Below are 17,353 nucleotides of genomic sequence, written 5' to 3' on the forward strand. Positions count from 1 at the left end.
CTCCACCCCCCGAAAGGACACCACCCCATGCTCGTCCGGATCGACCAGGACAAGTGCTGCGGCGCCGGCAGCTGCGTGCTCGCCGCCCCCGACGTCTTCGACCAGCGCGACGAGGACGGCATCGTCGTCCTGCTCGACGCCCGCCCCCCGGCCGCCCTCCACCAGGCCGTCCAGGACGCCGCCGCCGTCTGCCCGGCCGCGGCGATCACCCTGGACCAGCCGGAGAACGCGTGAGCGCACTCCGCGAGGTCGCCGTCGTCGGAGCCGGCGCCGCCGGACTGCACGCCGCCGAGGCGCTGCGCCGCGCCGGCTACGACGGCCGCCTCACCCTCGTCGGGGCCGAGTCCGAGCCCCCGTACGACCGGCCGCCGCTGTCCAAGCAACTCCTCGACGGCCGGTGGGAACCCGGGAGACTGGCCCTGCGCGAGCGCGCCGCGCTGGCCGACCTACGGCTGGACCTGCGCCTGGGTGTGGCGGCCGAACGCCTGGACCGCACCGCCCGCACCGTGCACCTGGCCGACGGCCGGCAGGTGCGCTGCGACGCCCTCGTGGTGGCCACCGGCGTGCGACCGCGCCGCCTGCCCGGCGCCGAGGGCCCGCTCCCCGGCGCCCACGTGCTGCGCACCCTGGCCGACGCCCTCGCCCTGCGCGAGGAACTGCGCCCGGGAGCACGGCTGTTGGTCGTCGGCGGCGGACTGCTCGGCGCCGAGGCGGCGGCCACCGCGGTCGGCCTCGGCGCCGAGGTGACCTGGCTGGTGGCCGCCGCCGCGCCGCTGGCCGCCGTCCTGGGCGCGGACACGGCTGCGCTGGTGACCGGGCTGCACCGCGAGCACGGGGTACGCATCCTGCGGGGCACGGCCGCCGCCGTGCTCCGGCGCGGCGGCCGGGCCACGGGCGTACGGCTCACCGACGGCCGCGAACTGGCCGCCGACACCGTGCTGATGGCGATCGGCTCGCGGCCGGCCACCGAGTGGCTGGCCGGCAGCGGCGTCCCGCTGGACGCGGACGGCGGCGTGGCCGGCGACGCCCACTGCGCCGCCGGCCCCGGCGTCTGGGCGGCCGGCGACACCGCCTCCTGGCCCGACCCGCGCACCGGGCGCCGCCGGCGTCTGGAACAGCGCACCAACGCCGCCGACCAGGCCCAGACGGCCGCCCGCAACCTGCTGGCCGGCGAGGACGGCACCCGCCAGGCGTACGCGCCGGTGCCGTACCTGTGGACCGACCAGTTCGGCCTGCGGGTGCAGGCCTTCGGCGACCCCGGCGGCGCCGACCACTTCGAGCCGGTCGACGGCAGCCTGGCCGCCCGCCGGTTCGCCGCCGCCTGCCTGCGCGGGGGCCGGGTCACCGGCGCGGTGGGCATCGCCTCCGCCCGCGCCCTGCGCACCCTGCGCGCCCAGGTGGCCGACCACGCCCCCTGGCCGGCCGGCTGACCCCGGCCTCCCGCCCGGCCCGGCCGGGCGGGAGGCAGCCGGATTCCGCGGCTGGAACCGTGGACCGTCCTTTCGCCGTCTCGCAGCCCGCAGCGACGAGAACGGGGGGATCGATGTCTTCGGACGATGCCGGTGAGGCGAGGACCGTGCCGGTGGAGGGCATCGCGCCCGGCTGCCTGCCCGCCGTCGTGGGGCTGGTCGCTGGACTGACCGCCCTCTACACGGTCCACATCCACGTCCCGGACACCCTGTGCCCCCGGCCCGGCCCCGGGGAGTACGATCCCGGCCCCGATCCGGACTTCCTCACCCCGCTGCTCACCGGCATCCTCCACCTGGTGGTCTACAGCGGCGTGTTCGTGGCCGGCTTCTGGCTGCCACGGCTCTTCCTCCGGCGGCGCCGCTGGGCCCCGATCGTGGCCGGAAGCCTGCTCGCCCCGGTCCTCCTCCTGGGAGTCTCCACCGCGGATCTGCTCCTCAGTGTCGCCCCGGCGCACGGCCTGCGGTTCCACGTCTCACTGACGGACGGCATCCGCTTCCCGGGGCCTTGCCCACCCAACCCGCACTGGTAGGGCTCCGTCAGAGTGAGGAGCACGACGGGACGCGGCTTCGCGGGTCACGGTGCCTCAGGGCCTTGACCGTCGGCGGCCGGCTGTCGCCGGTCCTGTCCGGCCAACTACGATGCCCGCGCCGGGGTGTGATCCCGAAAAGCCCGTACACGGCTGCGGAGCCCGGGCGGAAACAGGACTACGGGGGTGCCGGGTGGGGCGGGTTCTGGCAGGCCGTTACGAGTTGAAGGCGCGGCTGGGCCGCGGTGGCATGGGAGAGGTCTGGTCCGCGCGCGACAACGTGATCGAGCGTGACGTCGCGGTCAAGCTCCTTCAGGCCCACCTGGACGACGACAGCGGCGCGCAGTTGTTCTTCCGTGAGGCCCGCACCGCGGGTGCGTTGAACCATGCGGGCATCATCACCGTGTACGACCTGGGCCGGGACGGCGACGGGACGCTGTTCCTGGTCATGGAGCTCGTACGCGGCCGCAACCTCGGACAGGTCCTGGCCGAGGACGGCCTCCCGCCCGTCGCACGGGCCGTCGAGTGGGCGGCGCAGGCCGCCGACGCCCTCGCCGCCGCCCATCGGGCCAGGATCGTCCACCGCGACCTGAAGCCGGCGAACATCATGCTCACCGACGCCGGAGCGGTGAAAGTCCTGGACTTCGGCATTGCCCGCAGCCTGGACACCGGTGGCCTGACCAGCACCCACATCATCGGCACCCTCGCGTACATGCCGCCCGAGCGGTTCAACACCGGGCACCAGGACGCCCGCGGCGACCTGTACTCGCTCGGCTGCGTCCTGCACGAACTCCTCACCGGCACAACGCCCTTCGGCGACCTGCCCACCACCGCCCTGATGTTCGCCCACGCCCACCGCATCCCCGACCCGCCCAGCACCCACCGGACCGACGTCCCCGGAGCCCTCGATGCCCTCGTCGCCCGACTCCTCGCCAAGAACCCCGACGAACGCCCCGCCGATGCCGACGAAGTCCGCGACCACCTCCACACCCTCGCCGAGCCCGCCGCGGCCGGGCCGACGCAACCCGGACAACGCGGCCCGCGCCCACGTGCCCAGCGCGGCCAGGACGCGCTGATCCGGCTGGAGATCACCCCGCAGGAGGCCGCCTTCGGCACGATCAGGGAACTCCCGGTCGACACCGCCGTCACCTGCACCACCTGCCACGGGGAGGGCGCTGCCCCGCACACCTCCACGCAGACCTGCGACACGTGCCACGGCAGGGGCGAGGTCTCCCGGATCTCCCAGTCCTTCATGGGACCGGTCACCACCCCGCACCGCTGCCGGCCGTGCAAGGGCTTCGGCACCGTGATCCCCACCCCGTGCCCCGAATGCGCCGGCGACGGCCGGGTCCGGGCCCGCCGCACGCTGACCGTCAGGATCCCCGCCGGCATCGTCAGCGGCACCCGGCTCCAACTGCCCGGCGCGGGCGAGGTCGGCCCCGGCGGCGGCCCTGCCGGCGACGTGTACGTGGAGATCGTCACGGTGGAGCCCGGCCTGTTCTCCCGTCTCCGAGACGCCTTCAACGGCCGCTGAACACCACCGCCGCCGCGAGCCGGGCCCTACCGACGGTCCTGGTGCCGACCGCCGCGAAACTTCCTCGGCCGGGCTGGACACCACGCGAAAGACCGATCGCGCCCGGCCCTGGGTCGACTACGACCGTGCTTTCGGAGTCGTCACCGAGATCGACAGCGCCGAATACCGAGCCGAACCGGACGAGGGGGATCGCTGTCGGACCTCGCCGCTAGATTCGTCCGATGACCTCAGAGGAGAGGGAGCACACCGTGAAGCACTCCGGTGTCGCAGCCCTCACACAGATCATGTCGCCGGAGCACGGTGCGGACGAACAGGTCGACTGGGCTGCCGCTGAAGCGACCTGGCACGTTCGCTTTCCCCCTGACTACAAGGCCTTCATGGCCGTCTACGGCGGGGGCTCGATCAATGACGAGGCCGAGGTCCTGCTTCCCCTGCCCGCGAGAGGCATCCAATGGGACCCCGGCGACATGACAGGGGAGACCGAGAATGCCCGCTACGGCTGGGAGATGGAGGGCGGCCGGGCCGCTCTCGACGTCGATCCGGGGCACATTCTCGCCTGGGGAATCACCTCTGGGCCAGACATTCTCTGCTGGCTGACCGAGGACAGTGACCCGGACCGCTGGCCGGTCCTGGTCTTCGGGCGGCACACAAACCCGACCTTCACGATCCACACGTTCGGCATGGTCGAGTTTCTCCGCAGGTTGGTCCGGAAAGACCACGACCGGTGGTCGCCCTGGCCGATCAGCATCGGTGGTGCGGTTTGGAACTGCTCACCAGCGACCTTCGTCCACTGGCGGGTGGAGCAACTCCGCTGGAAGGCAGGACTCGATCCTGCCACCGGCGAACCGGACCCCCACGCCGACATGTTCCCTCGCTGACGATGCCCAAGGGACTCATGACCAGGGCTGGCCAACGGCGCCGCCGACGCTGCTGAGGGTGACGACCCTGCCGACGGAGGCCCGCAGGTGGGGAGAGGCGGCCCGGGTGGTCGCCGCCACGCCGAAGAAGTCGACCTCTTCAGCAAGGGGTTGATGGTGGCGATGCCGACCTCCGGATGGTGACCCCCGGCCGACCGGGGCCGGGGTGGGACCCGTACGGTCACGGAGGACCCGGCGGTCGTCCGGACGGCGGGGGTGGTTCGCGGACGGCGGCTCGGGGGCGACTACTGACGGAGTACGAGAGGACTCCCGGCCCCGGCGTTCGACGACGGAGGGCGCGGCCGGGCACGAAGCCCCCGACCGGCGGCTGGGCGGCGCCGCGCCGCGCCGGGTCGCTGTCAAGCAGGGCCGCATGGAGGGTTGCGTGGCGTAGACCACATGACATGAGCGCGTAATCAAAACGGGCGGTGGAAGCTCTTCCCACGTCGACGCCCGAAGGGGGCGCGCTATCCGGGAGAGATCCATGAAGACATCGATTCGGCGAAGCCTCGGGGCCCTGGTCACGACCACGGCCCTTGCCGCGGCCATGCTGGGCACGGCGTCAACCGCGAGTGCGGGCTCGTACCCGCACCCGTGCAACCTCTACAGCACCGATTTCCTCACCCTGGACGTGGGCATCAGCTACGTCAACACCAACTTCTGCACCAACGGCTGGGAGTTGAGTTTCCAGACGGACGGCAACCTGGTCATCTACACGCCCAGCGGTGCGCCCAGGTGGGCCACCAACACGTTCGACTCCACCTCCCACCTCGTCATGCAGACGGACGGGAACCTGGTCATCCACGCCGCCGGCGGCGCCCCTGTCTGGGCCTCGAACACGTACGCCCCGGGGGCGGTGGCGCACTTCCAGACCGACGGCAACCTGGTGATCTACGGCCCCAACAACGGTCCCGCGCTGTGGGCGAGCGGGAACTGATCCGGGCGGCTTCCAGGTCCGCTTGGTCCCGCTGTCGTGCCGACGGCGGACGGGCCGGGGGCCCCCCCCGGGGGGGCCCCCGGCCGCCCCCCCCCCGGGGGCGCCCCCCGCAAGGGGTGTGCGGGGGGACACCCCCCGGGGGCGCGGGGGGGGGGCGCCCCGGGGGGGGGGGGTTTGCGGGCGGGGGGGGGGCCCCCGCGGCCGGGGGGGCCCGGGGGGGGGGGCGCCGGCCCCGCGCCCCCCCCCCCGGGGGCCCCCCCCCCCCGTCCGCGTACCGGTGGCCTGCGCCGGGCTACTGGGTGACCGTGCGGAACAGCCAGTGGAGCCTGGCGGTCGCGGCTCCGGGGCGGGTGATGGTGACCGTGTCGACCAGGGTGCTGCGGGTCAGGTCGAGGTGGTCGTCGGGGCTGGCGAAGTTGGACAGCAGGGTCCCGTTCGGGCCGTCGCCGGTCCTGCACCACAGGTAGCCGTCGTCGTTGGGGCGGTAGTCGCCCATGGTGACGTAGTCGCCGTTCTGCGGGGCCCGGGGGTGAGCCGCCGTGGAGTTGACGTACTGGCGGCCGTAGACGAGGTAGACGCAGTTGCCCCCGCCGTCCGGTCCCGCGGAGATGGCGCTGAACCGCTGGTGGGTCCCGTGCGAGTCCGGGGCCAGGAACACCGGGTAGGGCGCGGTTTCCAGATCGTCGACCGAGAGCGCCGGGGTCGTGCCGCCGGAGTCCGTCGCGACGATCTCGGTGAACTGCGTGCTCTCCTGGGGGTCCTGGAGGAACCAGCGCTGGTTGGCCGTGCCGTCCTGGTCGCGGGCCACCACGCCGAGGCCCGGGCCGAGGTCCGTGAGGAACTGGCGGGTGACGTAGTTCTGCAGGGTCCAGGTGCCGTCGCCGCGGCGGACCGGTTGCCAGAGCTGGTCGAGCGCCGCGTTGGGCCACAGCACCGTCCGGGCGTCGCGCGCTCCGCCCTCCTGGCCGAGGTAGCGGCCGGCGTAGGGCGCGTTGGCGTGGAAGAGGCGGTAGTAGCCGGGGTACTCCGGGTCGGACGACAGGGTGAACACCTGTCCCTGGATGTTCGCCCGGTCGATCGGCTGGTCGCTGACCGCGTGGGTGCTGCTGCCGGGGGCGGCCACGTTGGTGGTGGCGGCGTTGCGCAGCACGGAGGGGCCCGCCACCGGCACCGTCACCGCCCCGGACCGCGGCGGGTTGGGCAGGTTGTCGACCTCCATGACGACGGGGTAGTGGTCCGACAGCAGCACGTTGCCGGCCCGGTTGATGCCCTGCACGCGGGGGTTCGCGGCGCCCGTGGGGGCGGCCGCGTAGTCGAGGACGCGGTCCGGGGTCTGGTTCCCCAGACGCCGGACGGTCGGGTGGGTGGGCAGCGCCGGGGCGGTCACCGCGAACTGGCCGTTGACCGCCGTTGCGAGCGACGTGTCGGGGACGCTCGGGTCGTCCGGGGGCAGCGGGATCCGGTTGAAGTCGCCGAGGGCGACCCAGGGCAGCGGGGTCTGGTTGGGGCCCGCGGTGGCCATCCGGGTTTGGATGTTGCGCAGCAGCCCGGGGTCGTCGTTGCCGCTCCCCGAGAGGCCGTGCACCGTGAAGTACACGACGCCGTCGACGTTGACGCCGAGCGCGGGCCGCCCGGAGGAGCCGTTGTCCAGCCCTGCCCGGACGACGTACACGTCCTGCGACGCGACTCGGCTGCGGGTCAGGACGGCCAGGTTGACCCGGCCCGTGTCGGTGGTGGGGTCGGTGTCCGTGTGCAGCCAGTAGAGGTAGCCCTGCGGCCTGGTGGCCGTTCCCCCGTACCGGTACTCGCGGATCGGGGGCGTGCGGCCGGCCCAGTCGAAGAACACCGGCGGGTTCTGCGGGATGTCCTGCTCGAACACTGCGCCGCCGGGCGGGGCGCCGGCCTCCTGGAGGGCGATGATGTCGGCCCCGTTCTGCAGGGCCAGCTGGTTCACCCCCAGTGTGTACTTGCTCTGGTAGGCGGCGGAGCCCTCGCCCGTCCCGCCGGCGGTGCCGGCGCCCTGCATGTTCCAGGTGGCGATCGTGCGGCGGTAGCCCGCGCGGGGGTCGAGGTCTCCGGTGTCCCGCAGGAACAGCGACGGCCGCTTGCCGACGTCGAGGGGGACGACGCCCTGGCCGGTGTAGTCGAGGGTCTCCCGGCCGGTCCAGTCCGGGATCGCCTGGCCGCCCTGGCCCAGCGGCTGGAACCTGGCGGGGTTGGCGTTGGCGGAGCCGAACTGGAAGGCGGTGCCGGACTGGGTGCCGTACGGCGCGTAGGGCTCGTACGGTCCGCCGGGTGTCGTCTGCTTGGCCATCGTGTTGTTGTGGAAGACGTTCTGCGGGCCCGAGGAGCCGGACCACTTGACCGCCTTCGGGCCGGCCGCCCACCAGATCGGGTACCACGTCCCCTCGTCGACCTCGCCGCCCTCGCCGCCGCAGTTGGTCGTGCAGCTGCCCGAGCGGTGCTCGTACGGGACCCTCAGCGTGTTCTGCTCGAAGAGGTTGTCGTGCTCCCAGCCTCCGTGCAGGTTGAGGTCGGAGTCGAGGTCGTTGCGGAAGGCGACGTTGCCGCTGGCCGACCACTGGAAGGTGAAGTGGCGCAGGTTGCGGCTGAGGTTGTAGGCGTACAGGGAGTCCCAGACCCGGCTGCCGCGCAGGTAGCCGTTGCCGCCCTTGCCCTTGTTCCAGGCGCCGTCGAAGCTGTTGCGCTCGATCTGGAGGTTGCGGGCGTCCTCGGTGACGATCGGGTGCGAGCCGGTCATCTCGGCCTTCAGTCCGCGGGCCCAGTCGTTGGCGGCCCACTTGAAGACGATGCCGTGCATCGCGTACTCGGGCGCCATGTTGCCGTAGTTGTGGACGGCCTGGGCGGGCGTCAGGGCGTAGGTGCCGCCGCCGAGTTTGGGCAGGCCGTTCATGTCCTGGGTGAAGGCGAAGTCCTCGAAGCCGACGCCCTCGACCACCTTCAGCGGGGTGACCTTGCTGGCGTACGGCTTGTCGGCCAGCGCCGGGGAGCCGTCGGAGGTGGAGTCGACCGGCAGGTCCCACTCCAGCGGGCGGTCCAGGGTGACCGTCTTCGCGGCGGCGTCGACCGCGTTGACGCGGAACATCTGCTGCCGCATGTGGAGGTTGTCCATCTGGCTGCGGTCGGAGACGCCCTGCTGCTCGTAGAATTTGACGCTGTTGGCCGCGCCGACCCAGACGTAGCCGCCCGGGGAGAACTTCTTCGTGTCGGCCTTGGGGTCCAGCTGCACGACGTCTTGGCCCTGGCGGGCCGCCCAGCCGGGGTCGGAGGCCCGGGCGGCGACCTTGATGCCGGAGGCCCAGTGCTGGTTGACGCTGCCCTCGAAGAGGTCCTTGCGGTTCGCCGGGGCGGCGGCCCAGTCGTCCTGGTAGCGGTCGGCGATGTCCCGGGTCTGGACCCGGAACAGGCCGCGGCCCGGCCAGATCCAGCCGCCGGTGCCGACGTCGTTGCCGCTGCCGGCCTTCATGCCGTCCTGGTCCCAGCGGCCGTTGACCAGGGTGTCGTAGCGGGTGTTGACGTCGGGCCGGAACACCAGGCGGGTGCCGCCGTCGCCGGAGCCCTGGCCGCGCAGGACGAGGTAGTCGGCGTCCACGGAGATCTGCCGGGAGACGTCGATCCGGCCAGCGGGCAGGGAGATCAGCGAGAGGCTGTTGAAGTTGGCGTTCGGCGAGCAGGTGGCCTTGATGTCGTCGACGGCCTTCTGCAGGCCGCTGGTGTCGTCGGCGCCGTCGTCCGCCCGTACGCCGTACTTGGCGGCGAGCACGTCGGGGGTGATCCGGCAGGCGGGGTTCGTGGTCAGGTCGCCGTCGCCGGGCAGGGGCCGGCCGCCGCGGAAGCCGACGCGGGACCAGTCGGGCATGCCGGCCGGCGGCCCGGTGCGGTTGGCGGAGCTCAGGTCCGGGCCCTCGGCACCGGGGCCGGCCGTGACGGAGCCGGCCGCGGCCGGGGCCGCGGTGGCCGTCGCCGTGGCGGCGAGCGCCGGCAGGGTGAGGGAGAGCAGCAGGCCGGACAGCAGCGCGGCCGTTGGTCGTTGACGTTTCACGGGACCTCATTCGGGGGGTCACAGGAATGCCCCCGGCTCCTTGGACGAGCCGGGGGCGGTGTGGTGAACGGTCCGGTCCGCCGGCGGTGGCGCGGACCGGACGCGGCCGCTAGTAGCAGCCGAAGCGCAGGCCGGAGATCCGATCGTTCTTGTAGTAGTCGGGCCCGCCCGCGTCGTAGTCGGCCTTCTTGCCCCAGCTCCAGGCCGGCGCGTAGTCGACCTGGGACGGGTGGAGCTCGCCGTACGGGTCGTCCCAGAACTCCACCGAGCACTGCGAGTTGTTGATCCAGGAGGACACCTGGTTGTCGGCCACGGTCCCGTTCAGGAAGTGGACCTGCGTCAGCCGGACGATCAGGCTGCCGCTGCCGGCGGGCGGCGGGGTCACGATCGCCTTCGAGCCCGTGCCGCCGCTGTTCTGGTAGAGGCAGAGCGCCCAGTCCGGGCAGCCGTCGTACGGGGAGTTGGCGGCGGAGGCCGGCGCCGCCGAGAGGAACATCATCGCCCCGGTGATCGCGCCCGCGACGGCGACGGTCGCCGGCTTGAAGGTTTTGAGGGCCATGGTGGAACTCGCTTTCCGGGTCTGCCTGCGGCTGCGGCGCAGGCGGGTGACAGTGCTCGACGGTGTTCGTACGCGGCGGGCCCGGGGGCGGGCCCGCCGCACCACGACACTTCCAGGGACCGGGAGCCGGTGGCATCGGTCAGATGACTGCGGATCCCCCGGCGGGTACGGCCGCGTGTCGGCGGGTCAGACGGCCAGGGCCTCGACGGTGACGGGGATGTTGCCCCTGGTCGCCTTCGAGTACGGGCAGATGCGGTGGGCGGCCTCGGCGAGTTCCTCGGCGGTGTGCTGGTCGACGCCGCCGAGGCGCGGGGACAGCGTGGCCAGGAGCGAGAACTCGCCGTCGTCGCCGCGGTGGAGGGTGATCTCGGCGGTGACCGAGGTGCTGGTCGGTCTGACCCTGCGCTGGGCGGCGGCGTGGCGCAGGGCTCCCAGGAAGCAGGCGGCCCAGCCCGCGGCGAGGAGCTGTTCCGGGTTGGTGGCGTCGCCGGCTCCGCCCAACTCCCTCGGAATGGACAGGCGGTGGTCGAGCAGCCCGTCGGCGGAGCGGACGGTGCCGCCGTTGCGGCCTTCGCCGGTGGCTTCGACCGTGGCGGTGTAGCTGGTGGACATGGCGGGTCTCCCTCGCGTCGGGGTCCTGAACGGCCGTCCTCAGACTCCCGGTGGCGGCGCCCCGTCGAGCCCGTGCCGGACCCTGGTCCCCCCTGGTCCGGCACGGGCCAGGGTTCGACACGGGCTCGACGGGCCCGCGTTCCCGGGATCGTGGTCCGTGGTCGGCGAACACGGGAAGGGGCCGGGGCATGACCGGGTTGCAGCGACGGGGTGTCACCACGGCGATGGTGGGCCGCGAGGACGAGCAGGCGGAGCTCGCGGCGTTCGTGCGTGCCGCCCCGGGCGGGGCGCTCCTCCTGCGGGGGGAGGCAGGGGTCGGCAAGAGCGCGTTGCTGGGCCACGCCGCCGCGCTGGCGGAGCGGGAGGGCCACCTCGTCGTCCGGGCCGCCGGCGTCGAGGCGGAGTCCGGGTTGCCCTACGCCGGGCTGCACCAGGTCCTCCATCCTCTGCTCGCCGACGCGGCACGGCTGGAGGACGGGCCCCGGACGGTGTTCGACGCCGTCTTCGGCGGGGTCCGGGACGATCCGCCCTCGGTGATGACGCTCGGCATCGCCGTGCTCGGCCTGCTGTCGCGCTCCGCCGCGCAGCGGCCGCTGCTTCTGGTCCTCGACGACGGTCAGTGGCTGGACGACTCCAGTGCCGACGTCTGCGGCTTCGTCGGCCGCCGCCTGGCCGGTGGCCCGGTGAGACTGCTGGTCGCGGTCCGCACCGACCTCGCGTCGCGCTTCGACACCGCCGCGCTGCCCGAACTGCCCGTCGCCGCCCTCGCCGACGAGGACGCGGCACGCCTGCTGGACCACCGGTACCCGGATCTGGGCCGGCCGGTCCGCCGGGCCGTGCTGGAGCAGGCCCGGGGCAACCCGCTGGCGCTGCTGGAGCTGCCCGCCCACCTCGCCGACCGGTCCGGCGGCCTCCCGGGCGAGGAGCTGATCGGCCGGCACGGCGTGCCGCTCCCCCGGCGGCTGCAACGGATGTACGGCACCCGCATCGCCGCCCTCGACGAGCCCGTCCGGTCCGAACTGCTGAGGGGCGCGCTCGACGGCGCCGGCACCCCGAGCGGCTCCGACGCCTTCCCCGGCACCCGCTACCGGATGCGCGACGCCGACCCCGCGGTGGCCGCCGGGCTGCTGGACATCGACGCGGTCACCGGCGACCTCGTGTTCCGCCACCCGCTGGTGCGTTCCGCCGTCGTGCGGATGGCCACCCCCAACCAGCGCCGCGCCGCGCACCTGGCGCTGGCTCAGCTTCACCGGGAGAGCCTCGAACGGCGGGCGACGCACCTGGCGGCGGCCACCGTCGATCCGGACGAGGAGGTCGCCGGCGTCCTGGAGGCCGCGGCCGAGTCGGCGACCCGGCGCGGCGGCGCGCTGGCCGCGGTGAGCTGGCTGACCCGGGCCGCCGAGCTCAGCGAGAACCGCGCCGGCCGCTCCCGGCGGCTGGCCGACGCGGCCTTCGTCGCCGGTCACGCCGCCCGCCTCGGCCAGGCGCACCGGCTGGTCCACGCGGACCTCGCGCCCGGTTCGGCGGAGTCGCCGGCCTCGGTGCTGGCGGCCGCCTACCGGGCGCTCTACCAGGACGGGGACGTACGCTCCACCCACCGCCAGGTCTCGGCCGCGATCGAGAGGCTCCGGGACCGCAGGACCGACGTCGGATCCGACGAGGTCCTCACCCGGCTGGTGGTCCTCCTCCTGGCGATCAGCCAGTTCGGCGGGGAGCGCGCGACCTGGGAGAGCACCCACGAACTCCTGGCCTCCCTGGGCGACTCCCTCACCGGGCGCGCGCGCCTGTTCAGCGACACGTGGAGCGATGTGACCAGGCACGGGGCGGGCCGGGCCGGGCCGGTGCGACGGGCCGCCGCCGACCTGTCGGGCCTGGAGCCCTGGGACGTCGCACGGTTGGGCACGGCCGCGTACCACCTCGACCTCCTGGGCCACTACCGCCCCCACCTGCAGCGCGTCGTGGACCGCGAGGTGGAGACCGGAGCCGTGGCCACCGGCATGGTCATGCTGCACCTGATCATGCTCGACCAGATGGCGGCCGGTGAGTGGGCCCGGGCCGAGGAGACCGGGCAGCGCGGCCTGGACCTGGCGACGGAGCACGGCCACCAGTTGTTCGCCGCCCAGAGCCGCGCGTACCTGGCCCAGGTGGCGGCGCTGCGCGGGCAGGCCGGTCGGGCGCGGGACCTCCAGGCCGAGGTGGACGCCTGGGCCCGCCCGCGCGGACTGGGGTTCCTGACCCAGGTCGCCGACTCCGCCGGCGCGACCGCCGCGCTGGGCTCCGGCGACTACGAGACCGCCTACCTCTACGCCATCGGGATCACCCAGCCGGGCGAGTTCCGGCCCTACGCGTACCAGGCCTCGCGCACCCTGCTCGATCTCGTCGAGGCCGCCCGGCACACCGGCCGCGTCGAGCAGGCCCGGGCGCACGCCCTCGCCGCCCGCGACGCCGGTCTGCCGTCCGTGTCGCCCCGCCTGGCGCTGATCACGTACGGCGCGCTGGCGATGACCGCCGAGGACGAGCGGGAGGCGGCCGAGATGGTCGTCCGCGCCGAATCCCAGCCGGAGGCCGCCCGCTTCCCGTTCGAGCTGGCCAGGATCCGGCTGGCGCACGGCGTCCGGGTGTGCCACGTCCGGGGCCGGGCGGCGGCGCGGCCGTACCTGGTGGCGGCGGCCGAGGCGTTCGAGCGGCTGGGCGCGGCCGGCTGGACCGAACGGGCCCGGGCCGAACTGCGCGCCACCGGGACCGCGCACCGCGTCCCGACGCCGGACCTCGCCTCGCTGACCTGGCAGGAACGCCGCATCGCCGAGCTGGCCGCCGGGGGTCTGACGAACAAGGAGATCGGCGAGCGGATGCACCTGTCGCCGCGCACCGTCAGCTCACACCTGTACCGCGTGTTCCCCAAGCTGGGCATCACGGCCCGGGCGGCGCTGCGCGACGCGCTGAGCCGGAGCGACGCCCTGAGCCGGACCGACGCGGCGCAGGTCTGACGCCCGCTGAGCGGGTCACGGCGCTCGTGTCCGGTCCTCCTGGCCGGACACGAGCAGGAGCGGCCCGCGCGCCGGATCGGCCGTGCCCGCCACGGTGTCGGCGGGCCCCGCCTCCCGGGTCCGCGAGCAGCCCGGGCGGAAGCACGGCGGGAACAGTCGAGATGACTGCATGCGACGGCCCGGCAGAGCCCTCACGCCCGTCCGGGTGCCCCGGCGTCATGTGACGGATGCGCCGGGCCGGTTGGCGAAGAACAGTGGAGGCACCGGCCCGTACGAGCACCGCCTGCTCGACGGCGTCGGCCACAACGCGCCGCAGGAGGCGCCGACGGCCTTCGCCCAGGCCGTGGTGGACGCCGACCACCTCTGAGCCCGGCGGGCGGAGCGGGCGTGGCCCGTGGCTACCGCCCGGCCAGGGCGCCGTCGAGCTCACGGCGGGAGGAGATCCCCAGCTTGGTGAAGACCTTGCGCAGGTGCCACTCGACCGTGCGGGGGCTGAGGAACAGCCGCGCACCGATCTCCGCGTTCGCGTGCCCGCCGGCCGCGAGGCGGGCGATCTGCGCCTCCTGCGGCGTCAGGACCGGTGCGCCGGGGGCCCGCGTGCGGACGGTCTCGCCGGTGGCGAGCAGTTCGCGCCGGGCCCGCTCGGCGAACGCCTCCATGCCCGTCGCCGCCGCCTCCTCGTGCGCCGCCCTCAGTTCGGTACGGGCCTGGGCGCGCCGGTTCTGGCGGCGCAGCCACTCCCCGTACAGGAGGCGGGACCGGACCTCGAACACGCGGAGCCCGCCCCGGCCGAAGTGGTCGACGGCCTCGCGGTAGCGGTCCTCGGCCTGCCCGGGTGCCCCGGTCAGGGCGACGGCGACCGCATGGGCGCCCAGGGCCCACGGCGTGCCGGCGCGGCTCCAGTCGGCGAGCCGCTCGCAGGCCCGGGCCGCCGCGGCCGGGTCGCCGGCCCGGGCCGCGGCCTCGACCAGCTCGCTGCAGGTCCACTGGTGCACGACGGGGTCGTCGTGCTCCGCCCCGCGCACCGCCGCCTCCAGGGCGAGCGCGTAGTTGCCCAGGCCGTTGTGGAGCACGGCGCGGGCGCACGCCGCCACGTCGACGAGCCGGCCCAGGCCCCGCTGCTCGCCCTCGTGCTCCATCGCCTCGATGACCTCCAGGGCCGGCCGTTCCCGTCCCCGGTACGCGCTGATCACGGCGGCCGGGGCCGAGCGCTTCACCACGCCGACGGCCTCTTCGAGGGCCGCGGCCTCGGCCAGCAGGTCGCCCGCCTGGGACAGGTGCCCCGCGAAGCCCAGCGCGTACGCCCGGTAGGGCAGTGCCGTCGGGAGGACCGACAGGGTTCCCGTGCGCCGGGCGAAGCGGACCATCCGGTCGCCGACGTCCAGCCAGGCGGGGAGGTCGCCCAGCACCGCGGCGGCGTTCGCGGCCGCCAGCAGGACGGACGGGTCCTCCTCGTCAGTGAGCGAGCGCTGCGCCCGTGCCAGCAGCGGGAAGGCGGCGGCCGGCCCGTCCACGGTCCAGCTGACCAGGGCCCGGAGGAGGACACCCGCCGTCTCCTCCCCGGCCGGCAGGTCGCGAGCGGCCTCGGCGACCCGGCGCAGTGCGCCTTCGTCGTACCGGCCGACCCACAGGGCCGCGTCGAACGCCGCGAGGTAGGTCTCCCGTGCGGCGGCCGGGTCGAGGTCCCTGAGCGGGCCCGCCGCGTCGAGCAGCGGCCGCACCGCACCCAGCCCCGAGTCGGTCAGGGACGAGGCCCTGGCCCGCAGCCGGCCGGCCAGCGCCTGCTGCAGCCGGTCCAGCGGCGCCAGTTCGGCGGCCGCCAGCAGGTCGGGCACCCGGGCCGGCAGGCCTGCGGCGACGTGGGCCGCGGCGGCCGCCAGCGCGCGCCGGGCCCGCTCCTTCGGGTCGGGGGTGAGCGCCGCCGCCCGTTCCAGGAAGGACGCGGCGGCCGCCCGGCCACCGCGTGCCAGGGCCCGGTCGGCGGAGCTCTCCAGCGCGGCCGCCACCTGCTCGTCCGGCCCGACCGCGGCATGGGCCCGGTGCCAGGCACGCCGGTCGGGGTCGCGCTCGGCGTCGGTGGCCTCGGCCAGGGCGCCGTGCGCGGCGCGCAGCGCCGCGGAGTCCGCGCCGCGCCACACCGCCGACCGCACCAGCGGGTGCCGGAACCGCACCGGGACTCCCAGACTGATCAGGTCCGCGGCCTCGGCCGGTCCCGCGGCCTCCAGCCCGATGCCCAGCAGGCGCAGGGCGTGCCACAACAAGGGCCCGTTGCCGACCGGTTCGACCGCCGCGACCAGCAGCAGGGCCCGGGTGTCGTCCGGCAGCGCCTCGACGCGCCGTCGGAAGCCGTCCTCGACCCGGGTCGCCAGCGGTCCGGTGCCGGGCCCGCCGAAGCCGAACGCCAACTCCACCGGTGACAGGCCCCGGGGCAGTTCCAGCAGGGCGAGGGGGTTGCCGCCGGTCTCGGCGACGATCCGGTCCCGCACCCGGGCGTCGACCGGCCCCGGCAGCACACCGTCCAGCAGCGCCCGGGCGTCGGCGTCGGCCAGCCCGCGCAGGAGGAGGTCCGGCAGACCGGAGAAGCCCTCGTCCCCCTCCCCGTCGGTGGTCCGCTCGGCGAACACCAACGCCACCGACTCCGCGTCCAGTCGACGCCCGACGAACGTCAGGATCCGCTGGGACATCAGGTCCAGCCACTGCGCGTCATCGACCAGGCACACCAGCGGGGACCGGGCCGCCGCCTCGGCGAAGAGGCCCAGGACCGCGATCCCGACCAGCAGCATCTCGGGCGGGTTCCCCGTGCTCAGGCCGAACGCGACGCGCAGCGCGTCCTGCTGCACCGGCGGCAGTCGGTCGAGCTGCGACAGCAGCGGGGCACACAGCCGTTGGAGGGCCGAGTAGGCGAACTCGGCCTCGGCCTCGACGCCCGCCGCGCGGACGACCTGAGCCTGCCCCGCCTCCCCCGCCAGGTGGTCGAGCAGCGCCGACTTGCCGACGCCCGCCTCGCCCCGCAGCACCAGCACGCGGCTGCGCCCGTCCCGCACCTCCCGCAGCAGACGGTCCAGCACCACCAACTCCCGGGCACGCCCGAGCAGCTGGTGGTTCGTGTGCGGTGGCATGGCACCTCCGGCAGGAGTTCCTCCCGGAGGAGCTACGCCCCCATTCTACGAACGCGCCGGTACTGCTACGGGCCCGATCGATTCCGGAGGCGGTACCGGCCGGCGCGTTCCCGTGTCCGGCCGACCCGGCGTCAGGCCGGGACCACCCGGTAACTCAGCACCGGCCACGGCAGGTTGGACTGGGCCAGCGAGCCGGTCGCCCACGGGTTGGCGCCGGTGCAGCCCTCGCCGGCGTACAGCAGCACGGACGCGGAGCCGGAGACGACCTGGACCGAGCGGGCGGGCGCCGACAGCGTGTGGCAGGTGCCGAGGTCGTCGAGGTCGACCGTGGTCACCGCGCCGCTCCCGCCGGTGCCCGCGTAGAGGTGGGCGCCCGGCTGCAACGGGGGCCAGCCGGCGGCGGCTTGCGCCGATCCGGCGCCGATGCCCAGCACGGCGGCGGCGACGGCCACCGCGGCGGCCGAGCCTCGGAACACGGCGTTAGGTGTGAACATGTGACCACCTTCTCTGTCGATGTGACGGTGTTGCCGGAGGTCCTGCCGGATGTCCTGCCGGAGGTCCTGCCGCCGGCAGGCTCAGCCCCGGCCCTCCATCCTCGGCCCCGCACCGCCCCTTCCGCATCCGTCATC

At 74.5% G+C, this 17,353-nt stretch carries 11 protein-coding genes and 3 pseudogenes; 9 read left to right on the top strand and 5 right to left on the bottom strand.

Annotated elements, in window-relative coordinates; translation table 11 throughout:
• The first annotated feature begins 27 nt into the window (after nucleotides 1-27).
• The 7 genes and pseudogenes from ACIRRS_RS01700 to ACIRRS_RS01730 all read left to right on the top strand — a co-directional run bounded on the left by ACIRRS_RS01700 (nucleotide 28) and on the right by ACIRRS_RS01730 (nucleotide 5,384).
• A complete protein-coding gene (locus ACIRRS_RS01700) occupies nucleotides 28-234 on the top strand; it encodes a ferredoxin (protein WP_402963286.1) in 207 nt (68 codons plus the stop codon).
• The gene (locus ACIRRS_RS01705) at nucleotides 231-1,430 is read left to right on the top strand and encodes an NAD(P)/FAD-dependent oxidoreductase (protein ID WP_402963289.1); all 1,200 of its coding nucleotides are present in this window, start codon (nucleotides 231-233) and stop codon (nucleotides 1,428-1,430) included. Before ACIRRS_RS01700 ends, ACIRRS_RS01705 begins: the two co-directional genes overlap by 4 nt.
• A 113-nt stretch (nucleotides 1,431-1,543) precedes the next feature.
• Nucleotides 1,544-1,999 carry a hypothetical protein gene (locus ACIRRS_RS01710; RefSeq protein WP_402963292.1) on the top strand — a complete coding sequence of 152 codons (456 nt, stop codon included), beginning with the start codon at nucleotides 1,544-1,546 and terminating at the stop codon, nucleotides 1,997-1,999.
• Between the two features lie 109 nt (nucleotides 2,000-2,108).
• A pseudogene (locus tag ACIRRS_RS01715) lies at nucleotides 2,109-2,966 on the top strand (serine/threonine-protein kinase); the annotation flags it as partial.
• 60 nt (nucleotides 2,967-3,026) lie between these two features.
• Nucleotides 3,027-3,512 (top strand): annotated as a pseudogene (locus tag ACIRRS_RS01720) (zinc finger domain-containing protein); the annotation flags it as partial.
• A 239-nt stretch (nucleotides 3,513-3,751) separates the two neighbouring features.
• Nucleotides 3,752-4,408, top strand: coding sequence for an SMI1/KNR4 family protein (locus ACIRRS_RS01725; protein ID WP_402963295.1), 657 nt, complete (start codon nucleotides 3,752-3,754; stop codon nucleotides 4,406-4,408).
• 523 nt (nucleotides 4,409-4,931) lie between these two features.
• Nucleotides 4,932-5,384, top strand: coding sequence for a hypothetical protein (locus ACIRRS_RS01730; RefSeq protein ID WP_402963298.1), 453 nt, complete (start codon nucleotides 4,932-4,934; stop codon nucleotides 5,382-5,384).
• A gap of 292 nt (nucleotides 5,385-5,676) precedes the next feature.
• On the opposite strand, the gene ACIRRS_RS01735 is transcribed toward ACIRRS_RS01730, so the two are convergent.
• The 3 genes from ACIRRS_RS01735 to ACIRRS_RS01745 form a co-directional block, all read right to left on the bottom strand.
• Nucleotides 5,677-9,447: an endonuclease/exonuclease/phosphatase family protein gene (locus ACIRRS_RS01735; protein ID WP_402963301.1), complete on the bottom strand. Its 3,771-nt coding sequence runs from the start codon at nucleotides 9,445-9,447 to the stop codon at nucleotides 5,677-5,679.
• A 109-nt stretch (nucleotides 9,448-9,556) separates the two neighbouring features.
• Nucleotides 9,557-10,006 carry a peptidase inhibitor family I36 protein gene (locus ACIRRS_RS01740; RefSeq protein WP_402963304.1) on the bottom strand — a complete coding sequence of 150 codons (450 nt, stop codon included), beginning with the start codon at nucleotides 10,004-10,006 and terminating at the stop codon, nucleotides 9,557-9,559.
• A gap of 186 nt (nucleotides 10,007-10,192) precedes the next feature.
• Entirely contained in the window at nucleotides 10,193-10,618 is a 426-nt protein-coding gene (locus ACIRRS_RS01745; RefSeq protein WP_402963307.1) for an organic hydroperoxide resistance protein, read from the bottom strand.
• 188 nt (nucleotides 10,619-10,806) lie between these two features.
• Here ACIRRS_RS01745 and ACIRRS_RS01750 point away from each other — a divergent pair, with 188 nt between their 5' ends.
• Nucleotides 10,807-13,605 (top strand): AAA family ATPase, encoded by a 2,799-nt coding sequence (locus tag ACIRRS_RS01750; RefSeq protein WP_402963310.1) that lies wholly within the window; start codon nucleotides 10,807-10,809, stop codon nucleotides 13,603-13,605.
• Between the two features lie 262 nt (nucleotides 13,606-13,867).
• Nucleotides 13,868-13,972: pseudogene (locus ACIRRS_RS01755) on the top strand (alpha/beta hydrolase); the annotation flags it as partial.
• A 31-nt stretch (nucleotides 13,973-14,003) separates the two neighbouring features.
• Here the strand turns inward: ACIRRS_RS01755 and ACIRRS_RS01760 are convergent.
• The gene (locus ACIRRS_RS01760; RefSeq protein ID WP_402963313.1) at nucleotides 14,004-16,724 is read right to left on the bottom strand and encodes an AAA family ATPase; all 2,721 of its coding nucleotides are present in this window, start codon (nucleotides 16,722-16,724) and stop codon (nucleotides 14,004-14,006) included.
• A gap of 131 nt (nucleotides 16,725-16,855) precedes the next feature.
• Entirely contained in the window at nucleotides 16,856-17,218 is a 363-nt protein-coding gene (locus ACIRRS_RS01765) for a hypothetical protein (RefSeq protein WP_402963316.1), read from the bottom strand.
• Nucleotides 17,219-17,353: the final 135 nt, after the last annotated feature.

Origin of the sequence: Kitasatospora sp. NPDC101183 (genome assembly GCF_044767945.1) — a bacterium.
In the GTDB taxonomy this organism is placed as follows: domain Bacteria; phylum Actinomycetota; class Actinomycetes; order Streptomycetales; family Streptomycetaceae; genus Kitasatospora.

Bases quoted from the DNA above. Each gene is read 5' to 3' on its own strand.
- ACIRRS_RS01700 (WP_402963286.1), top strand. From the start codon at position 28: ATGCTCGTCCGGATCGACCAGGACAAGTGCTGCGGCGCCGGCAGCTGC.
- ACIRRS_RS01710 (WP_402963292.1), top strand. From the start codon at position 1,544: ATGTCTTCGGACGATGCCGGTGAGGCGAGGACCGTGCCGGTGGAGGGC.
- ACIRRS_RS01725 (WP_402963295.1), top strand. From the start codon at position 3,752: ATGACCTCAGAGGAGAGGGAGCACACCGTGAAGCACTCCGGTGTCGCA.
- ACIRRS_RS01730 (WP_402963298.1), top strand. From the start codon at position 4,932: ATGAAGACATCGATTCGGCGAAGCCTCGGGGCCCTGGTCACGACCACG.
- ACIRRS_RS01740 (WP_402963304.1), bottom strand. From the start codon at position 10,006: ATGGCCCTCAAAACCTTCAAGCCGGCGACCGTCGCCGTCGCGGGCGCG.
- ACIRRS_RS01745 (WP_402963307.1), bottom strand. From the start codon at position 10,618: ATGTCCACCAGCTACACCGCCACGGTCGAAGCCACCGGCGAAGGCCGC.
- ACIRRS_RS01750 (WP_402963310.1), top strand. From the start codon at position 10,807: ATGACCGGGTTGCAGCGACGGGGTGTCACCACGGCGATGGTGGGCCGC.
- ACIRRS_RS01760 (WP_402963313.1), bottom strand. From the start codon at position 16,724: ATGCCACCGCACACGAACCACCAGCTGCTCGGGCGTGCCCGGGAGTTG.
- ACIRRS_RS01765 (WP_402963316.1), bottom strand. From the start codon at position 17,218: ATGTTCACACCTAACGCCGTGTTCCGAGGCTCGGCCGCCGCGGTGGCC.